This window comes from Acinetobacter sp. YH01025, from assembly GCF_013420185.1.
In the GTDB taxonomy this organism is placed as follows: domain Bacteria; phylum Pseudomonadota; class Gammaproteobacteria; order Pseudomonadales; family Moraxellaceae; genus Acinetobacter; species Acinetobacter indicus.
In genome coordinates this window covers 502,706-524,536 of sequence record NZ_VOYR01000001.1, presented here as the reverse complement: position 1 = coordinate 524,536, position 21,831 = coordinate 502,706, and the positions used below count along the sequence as shown (strand labels likewise).

The window sequence follows — 21,831 nt, the reverse complement described above, 5'->3', positions numbered from 1 at the left end:
CACGATTAATGAGAGCTCTGTTATATGCGGGCCAATTGGTTGTGCGGTAGATTTTGTGTGTAGGCTTCTTCATTTGAAAATTATATTGCTGAAGAAGCCGTCTATGCTAGGTTTGTGCAACAAAGTCACTTTAAATTCACTTTTATAACTAAGCAAAGCCACAATTAATCAAAAATTATGATAAGATCAGCTTTCTTAAAAAATGTGTTTTTTATAAAGATGAATTGCTTAGGTAATTTTTACTGTCTTTAGCACATTTTATTATTTTTTCTTTTTTTTAATTCACATCCTATTTTGAACAGATTTTTAATCGCTCAATTTAGGATTGTATTTGCTTATCTTTATAATGCTTATATTTCAAATCCTAAATTGTGACACTCAAAATTGGAGAGGTAATTAAGAACTCAAAACTAATGGAGATAGCAATGGATCGAATTGCAATTATTGGTGCTGGCCCAAGTGGCATGGCCCAATTAAGAGCGTTTCAGTCAGCAAAGGCCAAAGGTCTACAAGTTCCTGAAATTGTATGTTTCGAAAAACAAAATGATTGGGGCGGGCTATGGAACTATACTTGGCGCACTGGTATAGATGAACATGGGGAACCTGTCCACGGCAGTATGTACCGCTATTTATGGTCAAATGGCCCCAAAGAAGCGCTAGAATTTGCCGATTATACTTTTGATGAACATTTCAAAAAACCAATCGCTTCATATCCGCCACGTGCAGTACTGTGGGATTACATCAAAGGCCGTGCAGAAAAAGCACAGGTCAAAGATTTAGTCCGTTTCAATAGTGCCGTTCAGCATATTGCCTATGATGAAACAACGCAAAAATTCACGGTAGATGTCGAAGATTATGCACAACAACAGCACTATTCAGAACAATTTGATTATGTTGTCGTTGCATCTGGACACTTCTCTACCCCACGTGTTCCTGTTTATGAAGGCTTTGATCAATTCCATGGTCGCATTTTGCACGCACACGACTTCCGTGATGCGCTGGAATTTAAAGGTAAGTCTGTGTTATTGGTTGGCAGCAGCTACTCTGCCGAAGACATTGGTTCACAATGTTATAAATACGGTGCTAAGCAAATTTACAGTTGCTATCGCAGTAAAGCCATGGGTTTTAAATGGCCTAAAAACTGGTCTGAAAAGCCACAATTACTGCGTGTAGATGAAAATACTGCTTATTTTGGTGATGGAACATCTGCCAAAATTGATGCCATTATTTTATGCACAGGCTATTTGCACCACTTCCCATTTATTGAAGATAACCTACGCCTCAGAACACATAACTGCCTTTATCCGCAGGGTTTATATCAGGGTGTGGTGTGGGAAAAGAATCCTCGCTTGTTCTACTTGGGCATGCAAGATCAATGGTACACCTTCAATATGTTCGATGCGCAAGCATGGTTTGTCCGTGATGTGATTTTGGGCAAAATTACTTTACCAAGCACGGCAGAAATGCAGAGCCATACGCAGACCTTACATGAAAAAGAGCAGCGCCTATTGAACGATGAACAATCTGCCCGCTTCCAAGGCGATTACATCAAACGCCTGATTGCGCAGACGGACTATCCATCATTCAATATTGATGCAGTGCATGATATTTTCATGCAATGGAAAAAGCATAAAAAAGAAAACATTATGGGCTTTAGAGATAAAGTCTATCGCTCAGTAATGACTGGAAAAATGGCTAAGCCACATCACACGCCATGGTTATATGCGCTAGATGATTCTTTAGAAAGCTATTTGGAAGATGAAGCGCAGCGTGAAGCGATGTAAGGCTTAATCACAAAAAGCCACACAATACGCAGCAAAATAGCCAACAAGCCCCATAAGTTATGGTCATGGGGTTTGTTGTTTGGACTGCCACCACTCTCCGAGACAAATAAGGCCGTACAGCCTTTACGACGTAACAACCCTGATGAACATGAACCTCTCGAAGCAAAGAAAGAAATCCTTTGCCTTAAAGCACCGAACGTTTCAATTGCTTCGGTCGCTTTGCAACATGGATTGAATACAAATCTTGTATCCAAATGGATTCGCTTAATTGATGGTAAGCCAGGGAATGATCGCTCACCACTACCGAATAAACCTGCATTTATTGCCTTATCTTGCTCTGCACCATTAGATCCTACTCCTACTGACATGTTAACGGTTCAAATTACTTTACCCCACTCAAAAGCAGAAATTGGCTTGAAATGGCAAGTATCAGAAATATCTGCTTTAGCAGAATTACTCAAGGCACTTGCAACATGATCCATATCGATGAAATCTGGCTCTCTACCCAGCCGATGGACATGCGTGCGGGTATGGATACTGCCATGGCTCAGGTGCTGAGAGCCTTTGGCTCGATCAAACCGCATTGCGCCTATATATACCCAGCCCCGTATCCTGCAATCTCAGATGCACCTTTCGTAGCAAGTGCAGCCGATACTGCTACAATTCCGATAATAATTAATCCTGTGCCACCTGTAGCCAGACCAACAATTAATGCTGCTGTAAATGTACTAGCAATAATTCCAGTTCCTAACTTCACTGTCTCAACAACTGTCGTTCTTGCTTTATCCTCTAGTGCAGCTTCATACACTTTTATGCTCGAACCTACAATATCCGTAGCAATAGACACATAGCCTGCTATTTTAAGAAAAAACCGAGACATTAAGCTCGGTTTTCAATAGAACTCTAAATTTTAAAGATACTGTTCTAAAAAGTATGCAAAAAATAGGAGGAATGTACCTGAAATACCTGACACAATAACCAAATAATGTAAATAAAAAAATAAGGGATAATTTTTCAACATTTCTTTTAGCTGTGAATCAGCTATTTTGTGATATCTATCATTCCCATAAAAAGCTTTAAATGAGGTATTAAATTTTATATTTGATATTTCTCTCCAGTAAGCACTGGGAAACATACTCAAATAAAAGAAATCAAATGGTTCCATTAGTCTTTTAAATTTTCTCTCATCCTTATATATAATTTTACAAATTCCTTTTAGATAAATATTGGTATAGATATAAAGACTTATGAAGAAGATCCACAATAAAATAAAGAATAAAAGCCCGACCATTCCGATGAATGTTGTAGGTTCAGTTTTATATAACTTAATAATAAACTCTATCATTTATTTTCCATAACTTTTTCAACTAAATCGTATGATTTACCAGCATAGTGACCTGCAATCTCAGATGTACCTTTAGCGGCAATAGCAGCTCCAGCAGCAACAATACCAATAACAATTAATCCTGTTCCACCTGTCGCAAGTCCGACAATTAAATAACTTGCATAAATTCCAAAACCAATACCAGCACCAACTTTAGCAGTCTCAACAACTGTTGTTCTTGCTTTATCCTCTGGTGCAGCTTCATACACTTTTATGCTTGAACCTACAACATCCGTAGCAATAGACACATAACCGGCTATCTTTAGTTGTGTCGCAAACTTACCTATTTTACCCATTTCTTTGGCGTATTCTTTGAGTCCGCCTTTAAAGTTATTGTCTCTAACCAATGCCGATTGCTTCAACATACGGCGCATATTGGTAGTTTTAATCGACTGATCCCAACGCAAGAATTTCTTAGTTCCTTCGTTATCTAACTCCCTATACAAGTTTGCATACTTCTGTTTGAACTGGGTGAAGTTTTTAGGGTTTGCTAGTCCTGAGCCTTTGGCTTGTTCTTCTGCATACTTTAGGGCGAGTTCACCATGTAATCTATAAACCCGGTGCGCTTGCCCCTCAACCAATGATAAAGAGCCATCAACCGCCATCTTTTGCTCAAAAAAGCCATCCTCCTCTTGCTTATTAAATTTAATCGTTAAGGGATGGTCATTTTCTTCAAAGATATTTTTATTAACAATCTTGGCGTTTTCTTGCAGTAGTGCATCATAAAAAAATTCATAGTTTTGTGCGAAAAATACCGCATCAAAATCTGCATCCTTCTTCATTTGCTCCAAATTGTCATGCGCTTGTTGTGCTTGCTTTTTATATTCAGGTAATTCCTTCGCCGTGGTTGAATTTGAGATAATTACCACCTGCCCAGGCTGCAAAACACCTATTGAGACCAAATTAGTCAAATGTGGATTGTTCGCTTTTAAAACTCCCCAATCTTTTTCCGTCAATGGCTTTTTAAATACTCGCTGCGCCCAAGTCATCATAGGTTCAGACTTTTTAACCAAATACCAAGCAACCTCTCCGTCATTGATTCGTATTTCTTGTATATTTTCTTTAACGTTTTCAGTTTTTCTGACTGTCGTCTTAAGCTCAAAAAAACTCCATTTATTGGGTTCAGGATAGGCTTTAGCTGTAAGAGTTTTAATGATCTCGCCCCGATATTTGATTTTATACATTAACACTCTATTTAGTTGATACATCTTCAATAAGCATTCCATCGCCAATCGTTCCTGCTCCCACAACAACCGTGATGGTTAGGAAAACAGAAACTAACATATGTAACCAAATTATTTTTAGAAGTATTAAAAACCTAAATAAACAATAAATTTTGCTATATATTTCGATGTAAACATTGATGTTATAAATACAAGAGAGACAAGAGACAAAACTTCATTTCTGATAATCTGTTTTCCAAACTTTTCACATAAATAAATGACATTATCCTGATAAAGGTTTGGATACAAGCTTGGACTCTTTTCTCCACGTTTGGCGAAATATGACATCTTCTGTTTAAAACATCTATGCTGTACAAAATATGAGAACCACATCAAGGAAAATATAAAATTTAGTTGCATTACCTTTTCAAAAGAAACTCCCACCTCATCTAAATACTCTTCGATACCATAGATTCTTTCAGAAAGCTCTTTACTATTTTTCTTTATAAATATGTAGTTATATGTATATAAAACTAACATCAGCAAAAGACCTAACCCCATTGAACCAAAAGCAATCCAATATCCATAATTAAATAGTTTATCGTTCATTCACAGATTCCTGTCTTTTGCTTTTGCCAATCTTCGAGTAGCTCACTCCCATATTTACCACCCACAATAATACCTGTCCCCACTACAACGGCAGTTATTGTCAAGGAAACAGGTAAAGTCATTGTATAACCAACTGCACCAGCAGCAAGCCCTATAACATAAACCACACCACCACCAACTATTTTTCCACCCCAACCACCAACAACACCTCCTGCAATCTTACTGCCTTCAATCAAAGCTACTTTCTTTGTAAGTTCCATATCACCCGTGTTATAGGCATCCATTGTATTTTTAAAAAATATAGCAGCACCTAAACCAACCACCAATTGCTTACCCATTCTTAAGCCGATACTGATTTTCCCTAAATCGACGATCATCTTATCGTAATGCTTCAAACCACCTCGTACAGCATCTGAACGTATAAGAGAGTCCGTTTTCATATACTTTCTCATTAAAGGAATTTGAGTCTGAGGCTCAACAATATGCATATCTTTGAGTGCTGTACCCAACTGGCTATAAAGTGAGGCATATTTTTTCTTAAAATCTGAAAAATGCTTTGGGTTCGAATATTTAGATTTCATTAGCTGTTCACTTTGATAAACAGCCATAATCGCATCATTGCTTTTTATCACTTTTTCTAGTGATGTTTCTTTCATGACTAGAAGCTCATTCTTTTTAAGCTTTCTATCTCGCTCGCTTTTTTGTTCAGCGCTATCTACAATTTGCCCCGTTCTTTCTTCAACTTGATCTAGTAGATCATCATCACCTTGACAGTATTCCTTCCTAAACTCATCAACTGTGACGACTTTCTTTTGGTCACTTACATTGGCTAATGCCATTTCAGTAGCATGTGACCAATAGTCGTACAAAAGTTCATAATTTGCAGCAAAAAATGCCGCATCAAAATTTGAGGACTTTCTCAATAGCTTCAATTTTTCTTCGACGCTGCTCGCTAACCGCTTATATTCACTCAGCTTAGGATCATTACCATATTTATTTGATAAAATGACCACCTGACACGGCTTAAGCACAGTCATTGGTCCATTGGTTGATAACTCTGGCAAATGGGCATTATTATTTTTAAAAATAGAAAATTCTTTTGCTGTAGGAGGGTATGCATAGATACGTTTTAACAATGCATCGACAGTTTCATCTTCTCGAATCAACAACCAACCAACTTCCATACCTTCTTTTATATAAACTTTTTGGATTTTATTTTCTTCTATCGGGGAGCTTTGCGCTTGATGGTATTTAAACTTGATCTCTGTAAACTTTCCGCTTTCAGATTGTGTTAAATGTGGAAGGATTGCGCCTTGATACCATTTATCGTCGGCTTTGTTGCATAAATATGTAAGCATCTGATTTAAATAAATTTAATTTTGGATCAAAAAATAATCAAAACTTTTAAAATCATATAGTTATGAAATCTTTGTGCAACAAAGCCATATGGAAAAAGGAAGCATCTCAACAATAAGTCTTCATTTAAAATGCAGATCCCTGTTGTTGCACTTTCTGTTGAAGTTGTCGTTTTTGTTCAGCTTCTATTTCAGTGTTCATTTTTGAATAATTTATTTTATCTGTGTAATTCAAATACGTTGTAGTATCAGGCCAACCACGATATGCCGTGATACTAATACCATTTTTGAAATTCCAGGTAAAACTTGCTTCTCCGAGACTAGGATTTCCTGAGCGTTGGCTCGGTTTTCCATATTTTGATGAAACAAAATTTGCAACCTCTAGAATTTTTCCTGAGTCCATGAATACAGGAAATTTATATTCTGCATAAGCAAATTTTCCATTGGATGTATATCCAAAATTTAATTCTGTAGTACCTTCCAATACAGCATTAGAATTGTATTTATCTATCCAATAGTTGTTGTCTTCACGAACCACTTTAACATTGGTATTTTGCAATGCTGAGCGAATTTGATCACGTGTTGCACCTTTTAGCTCTACATTAAATAGTTGTGGTGCTGCCATTACAGATGAAGATGCTACTGTTACACACAATATTAAAGCCGTATTAATAAACTGATACATAAAAAAATATCCTAGAGCACATTAAGTTAGAATGAGATTCTGAATTTAATAGATTTAATTTATTTTACTAGAAATTAATTTCCCATTTTTAACGGTAAGATTAAATTTAGTTAAACGACTAGGACAGCAATGTCCGTCATCCTCAAAATAATCATATTGATGAACGTTAATATGTCCCTTCTTATCTTTTTGAATACTCGCTGTCACAGCAAAATATTTTGAGTCTAAGAAGTTAAATTTTTGATCTTTTTTACCAATAAAAACGGCTACTTCTGAACTCATTGTTGTTGGATGGCAATTCGTTTCTTCACAAAAATTAAGTACTATAATTTTATCTTTAATTCCATCGTGATTAATATCAACAGTGATAACTTCCTTAGATTTTAGAGAAAATTTAAAATAGTCTGAATCAGTAGCATATTTTTTGCTTTCTAAATTCAAATTTTTTATAGATACTTGTATACGGTTATTAATCTGCTGCTGAAGGGTTGTTGCTTCTGCTCTTGCAGTAAAAAATATGAAAAATGCCGCGAGTAGTATTGATTTTTTCACACATGTACTCCTTAAAAATTAGCCGCTTCTGACTGGTTTTTTTTCTGTTGGCTTTCTTGAGTTATTTGAGTTCTTTGCTGTTCAAATTCTTGAGTAACATATTCAATATTTACTTTAAAGCCCCCCATATGTGGAGCGCTAACTGTAATCATTTCATTGTTTGGTGTAAAGAATACTGTTTCTTGGTCGCCAACAAAAGGGGCTTTTTCACTAATAATTTTGTAATTATTTTTCTGCACATAACTCACAATTTTTTTGTATGTCTCTTTTGACATATGATTATTTTCACTTAGTGTCATCCACACATAAACTAACTTTTGATTTTTATCAAAACCAAACTGAGTAAATAGCAAACCATCTATATCAAAGCCAGATCCATCATTTTCTAAAACTGGCCCTCCAGCATAAGACTCCCCATTTATTATATAATTATTTAATCGTTTCTTTACTGAATCAAAGGTCGAATCCCTTAACTTAAAGCCTAAAACAGGTGTACCTTTTAAAGTAGGATCATCTTCTGGTTCTATTTTTTCAGCTACTTTCTCAATAGCTTTATTTTCATTACTCTGACTTTGTGATTGAACATGGGTATTATTATCTTTTGAGCAACTGACTATTAAAAGAGTTGAAGTAAGTATTAACAATGTTGATCTAATTTTAAGCATAATTAAAAAGTCTCTTATAAATATTAAAAAGTTAGAGTATTTAACTCAAAATCCGCAGAAGATTATTAGCTCTAGAAAGAAAAAACAATGACATATCTATTCATAAAAAAGTTTTTCTATTTATATACACGAATTAAAGAGTCTTCTAGATAGCGGTTTGAAAAATTATTTTCAAACCAACGTAGAGCATCTTGAGCAAAATAAATATTAGTGTATATGCGACTATCAACACCTATGGCTGAGATTGTTTGCCATGAGCGTGTCATAATGGCTACAGGACTGCCATTTTTATCAAATTCAACAAAGGCAGGATCAACATCATAACGATTTTGAGCACCATTAAATTCTGTAATCGATTGTACTAATCCATTATTCAAATCTCTATTAATATTTTTTTTATACATACGAACTTGATGCCCTTGAGCCAATGCTTGCTCAATAAACATTTTTGAAGCTAAATCTTTTTCTGAAATATAAATACCATTGTTAATTTTTCGATTCGCTTCATTAAAATTTGCTTCATGATTAATATATTTTTCTAAATGAATTGAACCCATTGTACGTTTTTCTAATTTAAATTTATCATTGATCAATGATGGGTTTAGAACAATTACATTATTATTAGAGTTATTTGAAAGGACTAAAAATTTGTTTCGTATTTCTTTATTTGACATTTCATCCCATACGCGTTGAGTACCTTTACTTACCCAGCCATCATAGGCGTTTACTCCTTTCGATATAGCACCTACCGTACTGTCTGCTGCTGTTTGGATATGTTGACACCCTGTTACATTAATTAAGGCGAAAGAAATCGCTAAAAATAAAAAATTCTTATCCATTTTACCCTCTAAGTGTTGGATCAATATTATAAAGTATAGCTATGCCGATCATAGTACTAAGCAATTCTTAGTAATTTATCAATTTAAAACTAAGAAAATCTTAGTTTTAAATTGATTATTAAACATATGGAACGCAAAAAATCCAATGTATTTTCAATGCGTCTAAAGGTTGCTCGCAAAGCGAAGAAGCTTTCTCAAGAACGATTGGGAATACTTGCTGGCATTGATGAAGCTTCGGCTAGTGCTCGAATGAATCAATATGAAACAGGAAAATATGCGCCTGATCTTCTGATGGCTACAAAAATAGCTGAAGTTTTAGAAGTGCCTGTAGCTTACTTCTTTATTGAAGATAATTTAATGGCAGAACTTGTTACAAAACTCCATTTTTTAACTGAATTACAGCAGAAAGAAGTATTAGATTTTATTAATCAAACAGCCTTAGATATCAGAAAAAAAAATATATAATATTTAAAATATAAGCATATTTGATATTTTTTCATAAACCCTATATTTCAATGTATTCACTGATTAACTGCCAATTTCCCTTTGTTGAAATCTCTCGTGGAAGTTCAACTTCAAAGGATTCATAAAAATATCTACGCATACAATACTCAGTATAAGAATCCGCATAGGTTTCATACCGCGCGATGATTGTTAAGTCCATCGTCGGCATTTGTGCCTGATCCCATCGTTGTCTTTTCCGACTGAAAAAGAATAGTTTCCCGAAAGTATATAAACGTCCCGCCTGCTGTCGATTGCCTCTGAATACTGCATAAACTTTAAAATAATTCTGCCATGCAAGAAGATCATTGAGCGCTTTGGTCTGATCTTTCTGTGAAATCACTCGATTGAGAATTTGGGTTAATTCTTTTTTTGTTTCTCTACTTCAGTTTTCTTAAATCGCCACGTCCATGAGAAATTCTTATTACTTTTACGGTAAAACTTAGTTTGATGTTCAGCATACTTTTTATGGCTTAACCGTACTAATTCAGCCTCATATTTTCCAAAATCCAAGCTTAAATAGGGTTTATTCAATATGAAATTAAATTGTTCATTGTCTTTATAGTAATGACGGATAAAAGTTAATTCTTGCCCGACTGTAATTTTGTCCCAGATAACAGGTTCAAGTTCAGCAATTTTATCTTTTGATGTATATGCTGAACTAGTTGTTGAAGTCACTTTGCCTATGGTTTCTTTGCTGTGACGATGGCTATTAGGGGTTTTGATCAACAAGATAAATAACCACTCATCTTTATAAAGAATGTCTTGAACAATGAGATCAGCAACAGGTAATCCTTGTTTTAATCGATAGGTTCTTTGCCGACTGGTTAAATTTAATGCGTATCGTTCGGTTAATTTATGAATAATTTTTTCAATATCAATTTTACCTAACTCAGTTTGCACTATAAATTTGCAGTAAAAATATGATCCTCTTGTGACCTTATCTTGAATTTTTTGTGCGGTGTATTTTGTGTGGGGCTGTAATCAATCATTTTATGTCATCCAACTATGCACTTTTCATGTCAATCAACAATCCACTTAAGTCCAAATTTCTTCATCCATTTTTGAATTGTTCATCAACAATAATTTTCTCTACATTTCCCATTTTGCTGAGTGCGTCAGCAATCAGCATTAATCAAATTGCGCTAGCACTGTCACCTCACGTTGTAAGGTGACAATAAAGTAGTTCCTAGTGCGCATTACGAACCTTGATCAGCAAATCTTATACTTGTTTAAATAATATATCAATATTATTGATATATTAAATTAACTTTGATAATATGACTGCATATCAATCGAATTGTGGATTGACCATCCATTCCAACTTTCTTTTTTTGAAGTGGTTTGAATGGCTGACCACCATTCAAAAACTTTGATACATATTGCCCTGAATATAAGACTAACCATCTTCATATTGCCGATGTAGCGGACTGCTGGGGAAACCTCGCTCGGTACGTTGCAACGGGGGCTAGAGGATTGCAATATCCTTTTTCTATCCGTTCATTCACTTTTTAAGAGTTCCAAGCAAATAAAAAGTGGTTGGGCGACAAGGAAACGGGAGCCTATAAGCGATTTATCGTGAAATGGTCATTTGGTTAGTAATAGCCAAGTTAGGTGTGAAATTATGAAAATAGTGGAACATTGAAACCCTGTTCAAAGTGATACAGTCAGGAGCAGCATAGGATGTGCGATAGTCTCCGTTAATAGCTGAATGTGTATGCTTGATCGAACAAGTTTTTTTACTTGGAAAAGTATGCTCATTTCCAATCACGATGGCTGCTGAGAGTGCCGTAAGGTACTAGGGCTTTGAGGCTAACGCTGGAAAAGCTGGCACCATTTTGCGCAAGCTGAATGGGTCGCTGGATAGCTTAAACGTGTAACGGCATTAATCGATAGATGCTGATTGGAGTGTAAGAGTTTTACCCTTTACAAAGTTGTGTATACATCATATCCCGATATTTTTTAAGGAACTACGGTCGGGGGAAACAGGAAGCATGTATTCAGGCGAGAGGATAAACGGTCTGCACATTAAGACACTTTGAAATAACTTGGGAAGCACTGAATAAAAAGGCTTAAATTGGTTAAAAGTCTGCTGTATTTTTTCAGTGTGGGAGCGATGGTGAGTAGCGCATATAAAGCAAGTATTTACTTGCGGAAATTGTGATACAAATCTTCATAGTAAGATTTGTATTAAATGAGATAGCTAGCTTAAAGCGAATCCTAAAACATTTCGATTTTTTCAGTCGGGATGCTCATTGCGAAAACTTGAGTCGGCACATGCGTGAGCATGTTGGACAATATGTAGAAAAGAAAGGTTAATGAAACACTGGTCGTGTTTCTCAGTCGGGGATTGGTCTCTCTGACTAGGCCGAGATTGGTACAGTGTAAGTATTCTGAAGTTTGGTCACTGATGAAAATAAACTTATACGGGTTTGCCTGAAACTTAAATCAGGATAATGCTACACCAGCATGAAAAAAATCGTGGCTTGTTCTTCCAGATTAGACAAGCATAAAACTATTGCCTAGCAGTAGAAATATGAAATGGAATATGGCCTAAGTCGGCATGAAAAAATTGAACCGCCAGTACAGGCGTAATCATCTGCTCAACAAAGAGCGTTAACAAATGCATTAGGCTCGATCCCTTAGGGACGAGCCTTGTCTTATTAAAAAATTATGCTACGGCTTTAATGTTATCAGTAACATTACTGAGATAGTCGGCCCACCATTGCATAATTTCAATTCGTTCTTCTAAATGTGTAGCTTTGTCATAAACAGCTTTTACACCCTGTTTTTTATGCGCTAAACAAGCTTCAATAACCTGCTCTTTATCACTGAATTGATTATTTAAGGCAGTACTTGCAATATGTCTAAATCCATGTGGACTTTGACGGCCTCGATAGCCTAGATTTTTCAAAGCATTATTTAAAGTTGCTTCACTCATTGGCTGTATAAGGCTATCTCTGCTAGGAAATAAAAAATCCGATACTGTCCTAATTTCTTTTAATTTAAATAACAGTTCTATTGCCTGTTTTGGTAAAGGTACAACATGGGTAATACCACATTTCATTGTTTCGGCAGGCTTTATCCAGATTTTTTTCTCAAAGTCAAAATCTTGCCATTTTGCATAGCGCAATTCTTGTGGTCGCGGGAAAAGAATAACAAGTAACTCTAAAGCAATTGCTGTATGCGAATTTCTATAGCTTCGAATAGACTGCACCAATTCGGGCAGTTCCTGAAGACTGACATGCTTCATATTCCCTTTACTACCTTTATCAAGATACTTCAAAATTCCATCCAAAGGGTTCGACTCTATTTGTCCATGAAACTTTGCAAGATCATAGGCATTGCGACAATGTGAAACTAGTTTCTCTACACGATTGTAAATACTTTCACTTCTAAGCATATCCTGAAAAAATGTCAGCCATTGTTGAGGTGAAATTTTGGTGAAATCCAATTCACCAAAAACAGATAAGATACGTTTTTCAATTGATTGAGTTTCTTTCTTTATTGTTATTGCAGCCCAAGTTGTTTTCTTAGTATCAAGCCAGTCATACATCAAGCTTTTTAAATTAAGTTGTTGTTCCTCAATCTTTTGCAATTCAATTTCTTTTTTTGTTAATACTTTTTCATTTTGCTGTAACTTAAGAAAAATAGTTGAAGCTTCAAGTTTAGCTGCTACAAGCGATAACTGCGGATAACTTCCAATACTGTGCCATTTCCACTTCCCCGCCTCATCCTTAAAGCGGACTTGCCAAGTTTTTTTCCCTTTTGGTGATACACGAAAATAAAGCCCAGCATCACATGAAATACGATACTCCTTATCCTCAGGTTCAAGATTGAGAAGATGGGTATCTTTGATTTGTTTGATGTTATCTAAAGCCGCTCTTTTCATAACAAAATCTCTTGTATCCGAGTAATGCAGAAAGAGTATCGGATACAAGATTGGATACACAAGAGGGTCAAATAAAGCTGTGCATAGCCAAACATAGTTGTGCAAAAAGCAGAAATAAAAAACCCATGAATCATTATAATTCATGGGTTTATATATCAAATCATTACAAAACTGTGCATATGATTACAAAAAACTGGTGGGCCCAGACAGACTTGAACTGTCGACCAACGGATTATGAGTCCGTTAACATAGCAATTAAAAATCAACAAGCTGCAGATATAAAATCAATATTATCATATATTTATATAATTTTAAAATTTTATTATTCACTCTTTTTGTTGATTAATATATATTGATTTTGCTTACTACTTGCTTACCAGACGCTTACTAGAATGAAACTAACAAAACCCACAATTGATAAAATTGATTGCTCAGACCAAACTAAACCAACTTTCTTTTGGGATGAGAAAACACCTGGATTTGGTGTTAAAGTTACACCTAAAAATAATAAAAGCTACATTTTCCAAGGTCGTATTGGTCTTCAAAACCGTCGTATCAAAATTGGTGACGTTGATATATGGAAATTAGATGATGCTCGTAAATATGCACAAGAATTGGCGATTATGTGCCATAAAGGGATTGACCCATTAATCGAGCGTAAGAAAGCTTTAGCTGATAATAAAGAACTGCTAAAACAAGAAAAGCGTAAAACTATTAAATTTAAAGATGTATGGTTTGAATATTTAAAAGCAAGACAACCTAATTGGCGACCAAGAAGCTATCAGGACCACATCGAATTATCTAGAGGTGGTTACGATCCTGAAAATAATAGTGTTTATACTAGTCAACCCATTTTTCAACTCTTTGAGTATAAACTTTCTGAATTGACTGCAGATGTATTTTGCGATTGGCTTGATCACAATAACTTCCGTCCAACAACATCAGCTAAAGCATACCGACTTACACGAGCTTTCCTAAATTGGTGTGAGGAACATGAGGATTATGAAAACTTAGTTCCTCTAAAATCATACAACTCTAAAAAAGTTAAAGATAAAGTGCCTTCTCCCAAAGCCAAAAATGATTGTTTGATGAAACAACATCTAAAACCATGGTTTGAAGAGGTAAATAAGTTAACCAGTAGAAAAATTGCGATTTTTTTAATATGTAGTTTAATCACTGGTTGCCGAAAGAATGAGCTGCTTTCATTAAAATGGACAGATGTTGATTTTCGTTGGAAAACAGCAAAAGTCAGAGATAAAATTGAAGATGAAGGTCGCCTAATCCCTCTAACTGGATATGTTGAAAGCTTATTATTAGAACTAAAGAAAAATTCTGATTCTAAATTCATATTTAGCAGTAAGGGCGCTGAATGTGGCCATATTGTTAATCCTTACGATAGCTTAGAGAAAATATGTAAAAAACTAAATATTGAACTTACTCCCCATGGATTGAGGAGATCATATAAAACGTTAGCTATTTGGGCAAAAATCAATGAAGGATCTTTAGCACAGATATCAGGTCATAAACCAAGTGCATTAGTTGAAAGACACTATATCGTACGACCTATGGATATGCTACGAGAAACACTGCAAGAATATGAGGACTGGATTTTGCAACAAGTGCGAAATGGCATTAATTGAAATACCTCGACACGGAATTAGGTCGACCACTTGCCCAAGTTACGCCTTAAATTCGGCTCAATTAGGGCGCTTTGCATTTCAAATCTTTATGCAACAAAGCCGTTTCCAAATCATCATTCTGGACTGCTCCCAGTATCCTAGACATTGAAGTAGCCTCATTTTGAAGCTACCTCGAATGCTTCTGGACTCATCCCATCAAGATGCGAATGGCGCCTGATTCGATTGTAAAACATCTCGATGTAATCAAACACATCCGCACGCGCCATTTCGCGTGTTTTATAAATTCTCTTTTTAATTCTTTCCTTCTTTAAGCTACTAAAAAAGGATTCTGCAACGGCATTATCCCAGCAGTTTCCTCTGCGGCTCATGCTAGGTATTAAGTTATGCTTCTGACAGAATTTTTGCCAGTCTCCGCTACTGTATTGTGAGCCTTGGTCTGAATGTATGATCACAGGTTCATTAGGTCTGCGTCACCATACTGCCATGAGTAGAGCATCAAGTACGATATCTTTGGCAAGCGTAGATTTCATTGACCAACCGATCACTTTCTTTGAATATAAATCAAGAACCACAGCCAGATATAACCAGCCTTGCCATGTGCGAATATAAGGGTGAGTAGACCAAGGGAATTTCACCCTTAGCCCCTCGCAGAACCGGACATGAACCTCTCAGCTCATCCGGCTCCCATTATCCAACCGATGGTAAACATCCCATTTTCCAGTGCACAAAGGCATTTGGAAAATCACGCGCAAGTCGCCCTAAGGCATATCTAGCCCGTCTTTTATGACGGGCCAAGTTTTTATACTTACGCCTCATCCAGCGTATAAGATAAGCATTCATGTGTTGCCAGATCGCTGACATTGCTGAACCATGGAATCGACCATAGTATTGCTGCCAACCTTGAAGAATTGGATTGAATATTGCAGATAAATCACTTAATTCGCGATTACACATCAGATGTAGATGCCATTTCCGAATAGTCTGTCGCATTGCTTTAAGTGCATCACGACTGACTGCAGGAGAGAAATTTACATAAACTCTTTTATACTTGTCCACAGCCTTACGGGGCCTAAACGTGTACCCGAGAAAAGTAAATTGAACATCGGGATATGCTTTACGACGATTAATATCTTGGCAATAAACAATCTTTGTCTTGTCTGGATGCAATTCGAGACCACATTCACGAAATCGTGCATCGATCTTTTGTAAAACAAGTTTGGCTTGAGATAAACTCCGACAATGAATTACGCCATCATCTGCATAACGGCAGAACCGTACACTTTGAAGATGTTTCGTAATCCACATATCAAAAGCATAATGCATAAATAAATTCGCCAATAAAGGACTCACAACACCACCTTGTGGTGTGCCGCGATTCCTTTCTAAAAGATGGCCATTTATGTGTTGCATTGGTGCTTTTAACCAACGTTGCACATATAAAAGAATCCATGGAATTTCACAGTGTTTCTTGAGTGCACGCATTAGTAAATCATGGTCGATGTTATCAAAGAGACCTTTGATATCAAATTCCACAACCCAGTCATAATCCCAACTTCGTCTCCTCACTATCGCAATTGCATCATGGGCAGAACGCCCCGGACGATATCCATATGAGTTTGGATGAAATAATGGATCAATTTTCGGCTCTAATAAGAGCTTAACTGCTGTTTGCGCGACTCGATCTGCAACTGTTGGAATACCTAGTATACGCACGCCACCTGACTTCTTTGGAATCGGAACAGCCTTAACTGGCGGTGGAAAATAACTGCCAGAACAAAGTCGATTCCATAGTTTGTATAGGTTGTTCTTTAAATGCTTTTCGAATTGCTCAATAGATTCATGATCAACGCCTGGAGCGCCACCATTCTCTTTGACTTTTTTAAATGCCTCCCAGATTAACGCTTTAGGAATGTTAAATGGTTTGGTCATAAAGTTTTGCTCCTCCTGCTTGCACAGTTGACAAATCCGTAGACCTGGATAATGCAACCCCTTCGCTCCATTACCATTACAGTAACTTCAACACTACTACGAGTTGCTCCGCCCCTTGGTGACGCATTGCTATTATCAGCCTTGCCTTTTGAGCTTGTGCCTTTCGCTTGACATCGCCACCGAAGGTTCCCGCAGTTCAACGTAAGAGCCTGAATTAGGATCGCGCTGCCTCTACGCCGGACACCGAATGGCCCGTAAGCAGGTAACGGCCAAACTAATCGCGGGGTAACTTCCATCCCCGGTTTTGATGTCATTTGAGTACTTTCGACACTTGAACGGCAGTTCACTGTTGTTCGCCTTCCTAATTCTTACCTGACATCTCTACGATGCCTTTTCCATAACGCTCACGACCGGGACTTTTGATCCAAGCCGCTTATGGTGGTTTGCTACCTGCTCCTGCAAGCCGATAGCGAGGGGCCATACCCTCATCTCTTACGCCGCTTGCTGCGGCACACTGAAGTCAGCGACCTGAGAAGCACTGCTTCGCAAGGGTCAGGATGATCTGCATTAAAATTGCGTTTTACTAAGTCATCTGCTCGTTTTTGATCATCTCGGCTACGGGTGGTTTGTTTATTCTTACCACGCCAAACACCTTGTATACCTAGCTTCTGCATCAATCGAGCAACTGTACAACGTGCGATAACATAACCTTCACGTTTCAATTGTTGCCAGACCTTACGCACACCATATCGACCTAAACTTTCTTTCCAAATATGTTTGATTTGCTCTGCATGATGTAAATCATGCAGAGCACGTTTCGCTCGATGTTCTGGGTTATCAACGAGATCTAAAGCCCGATAATAGGTCGAAGCTGCAATCGGTAAAATTCTACAAATCGCTTCAACACCATATCGATCTTTATTGTTCTGGATAAAATCCACCATTATTAGTGTGGGCGGTCGAGCTCCGCCTGGGCGAAAAAAGCGGCTGCTTTACGTAGAATCTCATTGGCGCGTTGCAGTTCTTTATTTTCGCGTTCGAGTTGTTTGATACGTTCTTGGTCTGAAAGCTGCTGTACTTTAACTGGATTTTGTTTATCTAAATATTTTTGATACCAAACACGAAGTGTTTCAGGAGTACAACCCTTGCGCAGCATGCTGCTCAGGTGCAATAGCTGTGATTGCAGCCCAATTCGATGGATAATCTTTTTCGGATTCAATCAATAATTGAACCGCTCTATCTCTGATTTCAGGGGTGTATTTTACTTTTTTCATCGGGACATTCTCTCAAGAAAAGTGGTCTCCGACAAACCCGGTACGGTTCACAAATGGATAGCCAAATCCTATCCCTATACGCCAAAGGCATGACGACACGAGATATTGTTGCTACATTCAAGGAAATGTACGATGCGGATGTCTCCCCAACGCTTATTTCCAAAGTGACGGATGCAGTTAAAGAACAAGTAATAGAATGGCAAAATCGACCATTGGATGCCCTTTATCCTATTGTCTATATGGATTGTATCGTGGTGAAAGTGCGTCAAGATAGTACGATTATTAACAAAGCGGTGTATCTAGCATTAGGTGTCAATACAGACGGACAGAAAGACTTATTAGGTATGTGGATGTCAGAAAACGAAGGTTCTAAATTTTGGCTCTCAGTCCTTACAGAACTGAAAAATCGTGGTTTAAAGGATATTCTGATTGCCTGCGTAGATGGACTGAAAGGCTTTCCTGATGCGATCAATACAATTTACCCTGATACGCATATTCAGTTGTGTATCATCCACATGGTACGCAACAATCTTAAATATGTGAGTTGGAAAGACTACAAAGCTGTCACAGCCGATTTAAAAAAGATATATCAAGCTGTTACAGAAGACGCAGCCTTACAAGCTTTAGATGAATTTGGACAAAAATGGGATGAGAAGTATCCTCAAATCAGCAAGTCATGGCTTGCCAACTGGTCGAATCTAAACACGTTTTTCGCTTATTCTATGGATATTCGCAAAGCGATTTACACGACGAATGCGATTGAATCATTGAACAGCGTTATCCGCCATGCAACCAAGAAAAGAAAAATCTTCCCAACTGATGATTCCGTGAAAAAGGTGGTATATTTAGCAATTATGGCAGCAAGCAAAAAATGGACGATGCCTATTCAGAATTGGAAAGCTGCTATGAATCGCTTTAGTATCATGTTTGAAGAGCGTGTAACCAAGTATTTTTAAAACTGTATTTACACAGAATTATTTACACCCTCTTCAGTTGAGGGATAGTTTAAGCGTTTACACAGTTTTATTTACAGTCTCATTATCAATTGACTTGTTCCTCTTATGAAATATCAACAGCTCCTTTACAAAGTTTATTAAATAGTAGAAATACAATTTCAAAGATTTCTAGAAATCACTCATGTATTCTAAAATCTGCTGAATATATTCATTATTATCTATACTTCGATAAGCCAATGTAATTGGGCTAAATGCCTCCTCATCTAGGATGGGAAGAAACTTTAAGTTTTTTATACCAATCGCGCTTGCACTTTTTGGAATAATACATACTCCCTCACCTGATGAAACCAATCCGAGTGCCATATGAATTTCCCTTACTTCAGTCAAATTTTGTGGTATTAGATCTAATTCAGAGAAAATATTTTGAATAAACGTTGAAAAATTTGGTTTAGGGGTATTAGGGTACATATATATGATTTCATTTAATATTTGTGATAAGTAAATGCCTTCATGATGATAGTGACCTAATGCATGTTCATTATGTACTGCAAGTAAAAGCTTTTCATGTTCTAGAATTTTTCTTTTTATTGAAGGATCACTAATTCCTAGTCTTCCAAATCCCATATCAATTTTTCCAAGTTTTAAAGCTTCAACTTGATCTCTTGTTCCACACTCAACCAACTCAACTTTAACACCACCAATGTGGCTTCTAAGATAATCAATTAATTCTGGTAATTTCCAGTAAAATAAAGAACTTACATATCCTATTCGTACTGTTTTATCGGTTACTTTATATCTATTTACCATTGATTTAGCATGTGCAGACAAGGTTAATATTTGAACAGCATACTGATAAAAATATTGTCCTACTTCTGTTGTTTTTACTGGACGTATTCCTCGTTCAAATAATGTTACCCCTAGTTCAGCCTCTAAATTTTTAATTTGACGCGTTAAAGGAGGCTGTGCCATACACAATTTCGAGGCAGCTTTAGTTATACTTTTTTCTTCTACTACAGCTACAAAATATTTTAAAGTTTTCAGTTCCATTGAATCGCCCCATTAAATACTTTTTAAGTATATTAAAATACTATTTATAGCCTATTTTCGCAAAATAAATTCAAATATGGTATGTAATATCGAATAATGGATTATACAGCGATATGTTCAGATCAATAGAAACGTTGCTTATCGATATCCCAACCATACGCCCTCACAAAATGGCAGTAGCCACAATGCAGACCCAAACATTGGTGCTGATCAAAATTGAAACTCAGGACGGGTTGATTGGCTGGGGGGAAGCAACCACAATCGGTGGCTTAGGCTATGGTGAAGAAAGCCCAGAAAGTATCAAAACCAATATTGATACATATTTTAGCCCACTACTGAAGTCGCTGAATAAACAGAATATTGCACAAACCATGCAAGTTCTAAAAAAGAACATCAATGGCAACCGTTTTGCAAAATGTGCTATTCAGACAGCCCTGCTAGATATTCAGGCACAGCGTCTAGGTTTGTCTTTATCTGAACTACTCGGTGGCCGTTTACGTGATAGCGTTCCAGTGCTTTGGGTACTGGCCTCTGGGGATACAGAAAAAGATATCGCAGAAGCACAGAAAATGCTGGCAGCGAAACGCCATAACTTCTTCAAGCTAAAAATTGGTTCTCGTGCGGTTGAAGCCGATGTTGAACATGTACTAGCGATCAAAAAAGCTCTCGGCGATGAAGTCTCTATTCGTGTTGATGTGAACCGTGCCTGGTCAGAACTGGATGCTATTAAAGGCATTACCCTGCTGCAAGACGGTGGTGTCGATCTGATCGAACAGCCATGTGCTATTGACAATATTGATGCCATGGAACGTCTGACTCGTCGCTTTGATATTGCCATCATGGCCGATGAATCACTGATGGGGCCAAGTAGTGCTTATAAACTGGCACGTACCAATGCAGCATCGGTATTTGCAGTCAAAGTGGCGCAATCTGGTGGTTTGCTTGAAGGCCGTGATGTAGCCACTGTGGCTAACCTTGCAGGGATCGACCTGTATGGCGGCACCATGCTAGAAGGTTCTGTAGGAACGATTGCTTCTGCTCACCTGTTCTCGACTTTTGAAAATCTGGCATTTGGTACCGAACTGTTTGGCCCATTACTGCTCACTGAAGAAATTCTGAAAACACCATTGCAATACCATGACTTTGCATTACACCTGCCTCAAGGCACAGGACTCGGCATTGAAATGGATGAAGACAAAATCGATAACCTTCGCCGCAAATAAGCGACACTGTAACGGATTAAGGAGTGGAATATGCTGTTTCATGTACGAATGGATGTAAATATTCCTCGTGACTTGCCTGAAGCACAAGTCAACGAAATTAAAGCTATTGAAAAAGCATACTCACAAGAGCTGCAACGCCAAGGCAAATGGCGTCATATTTGGCGAGTTACAGGTCAGTACTCGAATATCAGTATTTTTGATGTCGAAACTAATGAAGAGCTACATAACCTTTTACAAGGTTTGCCACTTTATCCGTTTATGAAGATTGAAGTCATGGCATTAAATCGTCATCCATCTTCAATTCGAGATGATGATACTTAATTTATTTCAAAA

Annotated in this window: 18 protein-coding genes, 3 pseudogenes and 1 other annotated feature; of the genes and pseudogenes, 7 read left to right on the top strand and 14 right to left on the bottom strand. The window is 37.1% G+C overall.

Annotated features, from left to right (window positions below):
- Nucleotides 1-425: 425 nt before the first annotated feature.
- Nucleotides 426-1,784, top strand: coding sequence for an NAD(P)-binding domain-containing protein (locus FTT89_RS02445; protein ID WP_005177227.1), 1,359 nt, complete (start codon nt 426-428; stop codon nt 1,782-1,784).
- A gap of 72 nt (nt 1,785-1,856) precedes the next feature.
- Nucleotides 1,857-2,261: an IS66 family insertion sequence element accessory protein TnpB gene (locus FTT89_RS14510; RefSeq protein ID WP_227523651.1), complete on the top strand. Its 405-nt coding sequence runs from the start codon at nt 1,857-1,859 to the stop codon at nt 2,259-2,261.
- Nucleotides 2,262-2,373: 112 nt separating this feature from the next.
- On the opposite strand, the gene FTT89_RS02435 is transcribed toward FTT89_RS14510, so the two are convergent.
- The 8 genes from FTT89_RS02435 to FTT89_RS02400 all read right to left on the bottom strand — a co-directional run bounded on the left by FTT89_RS02435 (nt 2,374) and on the right by FTT89_RS02400 (nt 9,036).
- A complete protein-coding gene (locus FTT89_RS02435; RefSeq protein WP_225876417.1) occupies nt 2,374-2,631 on the bottom strand; it encodes a hypothetical protein in 258 nt (85 codons plus the stop codon).
- Nucleotides 2,632-3,125: 494 nt separating this feature from the next.
- Entirely contained in the window at nt 3,126-4,376 is a 1,251-nt protein-coding gene (locus tag FTT89_RS02430) for a hypothetical protein (protein ID WP_257229679.1), read from the bottom strand.
- Nucleotides 4,377-4,478: 102 nt separating this feature from the next.
- A complete protein-coding gene (locus tag FTT89_RS02425) occupies nt 4,479-4,940 on the bottom strand; it encodes a hypothetical protein (RefSeq protein ID WP_180007119.1) in 462 nt (153 codons plus the stop codon).
- A complete protein-coding gene (locus tag FTT89_RS02420; protein WP_228289038.1) occupies nt 4,937-6,298 on the bottom strand; it encodes a hypothetical protein in 1,362 nt (453 codons plus the stop codon). Before FTT89_RS02420 ends, FTT89_RS02425 begins: the two co-directional genes overlap by 4 nt.
- A gap of 124 nt (nt 6,299-6,422) precedes the next feature.
- On the bottom strand, nt 6,423-6,980 hold the full coding sequence (locus FTT89_RS02415) for a hypothetical protein (RefSeq protein ID WP_104500633.1): 558 nt from the start codon (nt 6,978-6,980) through the stop codon (nt 6,423-6,425).
- Between the two features lie 54 nt (nt 6,981-7,034).
- Nucleotides 7,035-7,532: a hypothetical protein gene (locus FTT89_RS02410; protein WP_104500634.1), complete on the bottom strand. Its 498-nt coding sequence runs from the start codon at nt 7,530-7,532 to the stop codon at nt 7,035-7,037.
- Between the two features lie 11 nt (nt 7,533-7,543).
- On the bottom strand, nt 7,544-8,197 hold the full coding sequence (locus FTT89_RS02405; protein ID WP_180006810.1) for a hypothetical protein: 654 nt from the start codon (nt 8,195-8,197) through the stop codon (nt 7,544-7,546).
- A 116-nt stretch (nt 8,198-8,313) separates the two neighbouring features.
- Nucleotides 8,314-9,036, bottom strand: a complete 723-nt coding sequence (locus FTT89_RS02400; RefSeq protein ID WP_180006811.1) for a hypothetical protein — start codon at nt 9,034-9,036, stop codon at nt 8,314-8,316.
- A gap of 126 nt (nt 9,037-9,162) precedes the next feature.
- Here FTT89_RS02400 and FTT89_RS02395 point away from each other — a divergent pair, with 126 nt between their 5' ends.
- Nucleotides 9,163-9,501 carry a helix-turn-helix transcriptional regulator gene (locus FTT89_RS02395; protein ID WP_104500637.1) on the top strand — a complete coding sequence of 113 codons (339 nt, stop codon included), beginning with the start codon at nt 9,163-9,165 and terminating at the stop codon, nt 9,499-9,501.
- A gap of 396 nt (nt 9,502-9,897) precedes the next feature.
- Here FTT89_RS02395 and FTT89_RS14505 read toward each other — a convergent pair whose 3' ends face one another.
- Both FTT89_RS14505 and FTT89_RS02385 read right to left on the bottom strand, forming a co-directional pair.
- Nucleotides 9,898-10,440: a hypothetical protein gene (locus FTT89_RS14505; protein ID WP_242898250.1), complete on the bottom strand. Its 543-nt coding sequence runs from the start codon at nt 10,438-10,440 to the stop codon at nt 9,898-9,900.
- Nucleotides 10,441-12,208: 1,768 nt separating this feature from the next.
- Nucleotides 12,209-13,429, bottom strand: a complete 1,221-nt coding sequence (locus tag FTT89_RS02385; RefSeq protein WP_168398659.1) for a tyrosine-type recombinase/integrase — start codon at nt 13,427-13,429, stop codon at nt 12,209-12,211.
- A gap of 392 nt (nt 13,430-13,821) precedes the next feature.
- Between FTT89_RS02385 and FTT89_RS02380 the strand changes: the two genes are divergently transcribed.
- The gene (locus FTT89_RS02380) at nt 13,822-15,069 is read left to right on the top strand and encodes an integrase family protein (protein ID WP_019384262.1); all 1,248 of its coding nucleotides are present in this window, start codon (nt 13,822-13,824) and stop codon (nt 15,067-15,069) included.
- Between the two features lie 155 nt (nt 15,070-15,224).
- On the opposite strand, the pseudogene FTT89_RS02375 reads toward FTT89_RS02380, so the two are convergent.
- From FTT89_RS02375 to FTT89_RS02365, 3 genes and pseudogenes are all read right to left on the bottom strand, one after another.
- Nucleotides 15,225-15,677, bottom strand: a pseudogene (locus FTT89_RS02375) (IS3 family transposase); the annotation flags it as partial.
- Between the two features lie 79 nt (nt 15,678-15,756).
- Complete coding sequence (ltrA, locus tag FTT89_RS02370) at nt 15,757-16,998, bottom strand: group II intron reverse transcriptase/maturase (protein WP_004826931.1); 1,242 nt, start codon at nt 16,996-16,998, stop codon at nt 15,757-15,759.
- A 551-nt stretch (nt 16,999-17,549) separates the two neighbouring features.
- Nucleotides 17,550-18,272 (bottom strand): annotated as a pseudogene (locus FTT89_RS02365) (IS3 family transposase); the annotation flags it as partial.
- Nucleotides 17,868-17,984 (bottom strand) — a sequence feature (AL1L pseudoknot). (Overlaps the previous pseudogene by 117 nt.)
- A gap of 47 nt (nt 18,273-18,319) precedes the next feature.
- Here FTT89_RS02365 and FTT89_RS02360 point away from each other — a divergent pair.
- Nucleotides 18,320-19,228 (top strand): annotated as a pseudogene (locus tag FTT89_RS02360) (IS256 family transposase); the annotation flags it as partial.
- Nucleotides 19,229-19,396: 168 nt separating this feature from the next.
- Here the strand turns inward: FTT89_RS02360 and FTT89_RS02355 are convergent.
- Nucleotides 19,397-20,275: a LysR family transcriptional regulator gene (locus FTT89_RS02355; protein WP_180037010.1), complete on the bottom strand. Its 879-nt coding sequence runs from the start codon at nt 20,273-20,275 to the stop codon at nt 19,397-19,399.
- 113 nt (nt 20,276-20,388) lie between these two features.
- Between FTT89_RS02355 and FTT89_RS02350 the strand changes: the two genes are divergently transcribed.
- Together FTT89_RS02350 and catC are read left to right on the top strand one after the other, a co-directional pair.
- A complete protein-coding gene (locus tag FTT89_RS02350) occupies nt 20,389-21,498 on the top strand; it encodes a muconate/chloromuconate family cycloisomerase (protein WP_180037009.1) in 1,110 nt (369 codons plus the stop codon).
- A gap of 30 nt (nt 21,499-21,528) precedes the next feature.
- A complete protein-coding gene (gene catC, locus FTT89_RS02345; RefSeq protein WP_180037008.1) occupies nt 21,529-21,819 on the top strand; it encodes a muconolactone Delta-isomerase in 291 nt (96 codons plus the stop codon).
- Nucleotides 21,820-21,831: the final 12 nt, after the last annotated feature.

Bases quoted from the DNA above. Each gene is read 5' to 3' on its own strand.
- FTT89_RS02385 (WP_168398659.1), bottom strand. From the start codon at position 13,429: ATGAAAAGAGCGGCTTTAGATAACATCAAACAAATCAAAGATACCCAT.
- FTT89_RS02420 (WP_228289038.1), bottom strand. From the start codon at position 6,298: ATGCTTACATATTTATGCAACAAAGCCGACGATAAATGGTATCAAGGC.
- FTT89_RS02445 (WP_005177227.1), top strand. From the start codon at position 426: ATGGATCGAATTGCAATTATTGGTGCTGGCCCAAGTGGCATGGCCCAA.
- FTT89_RS02355 (WP_180037010.1), bottom strand. From the start codon at position 20,275: ATGGAACTGAAAACTTTAAAATATTTTGTAGCTGTAGTAGAAGAAAAA.
- ltrA (WP_004826931.1), bottom strand. From the start codon at position 16,998: ATGACCAAACCATTTAACATTCCTAAAGCGTTAATCTGGGAGGCATTT.
- FTT89_RS02430 (WP_257229679.1), bottom strand. From the start codon at position 4,376: ATGTATCAACTAAATAGAGTGTTAATGTATAAAATCAAATATCGGGGC.
- FTT89_RS02405 (WP_180006810.1), bottom strand. From the start codon at position 8,197: ATGCTTAAAATTAGATCAACATTGTTAATACTTACTTCAACTCTTTTA.
- catC (WP_180037008.1), top strand. From the start codon at position 21,529: ATGCTGTTTCATGTACGAATGGATGTAAATATTCCTCGTGACTTGCCT.
- FTT89_RS02400 (WP_180006811.1), bottom strand. From the start codon at position 9,036: ATGGATAAGAATTTTTTATTTTTAGCGATTTCTTTCGCCTTAATTAAT.
- FTT89_RS02350 (WP_180037009.1), top strand. From the start codon at position 20,389: ATGTTCAGATCAATAGAAACGTTGCTTATCGATATCCCAACCATACGC.
- FTT89_RS02395 (WP_104500637.1), top strand. From the start codon at position 9,163: ATGGAACGCAAAAAATCCAATGTATTTTCAATGCGTCTAAAGGTTGCT.
- FTT89_RS02425 (WP_180007119.1), bottom strand. From the start codon at position 4,940: ATGAACGATAAACTATTTAATTATGGATATTGGATTGCTTTTGGTTCA.
- FTT89_RS02380 (WP_019384262.1), top strand. From the start codon at position 13,822: ATGAAACTAACAAAACCCACAATTGATAAAATTGATTGCTCAGACCAA.
- FTT89_RS02415 (WP_104500633.1), bottom strand. From the start codon at position 6,980: ATGTATCAGTTTATTAATACGGCTTTAATATTGTGTGTAACAGTAGCA.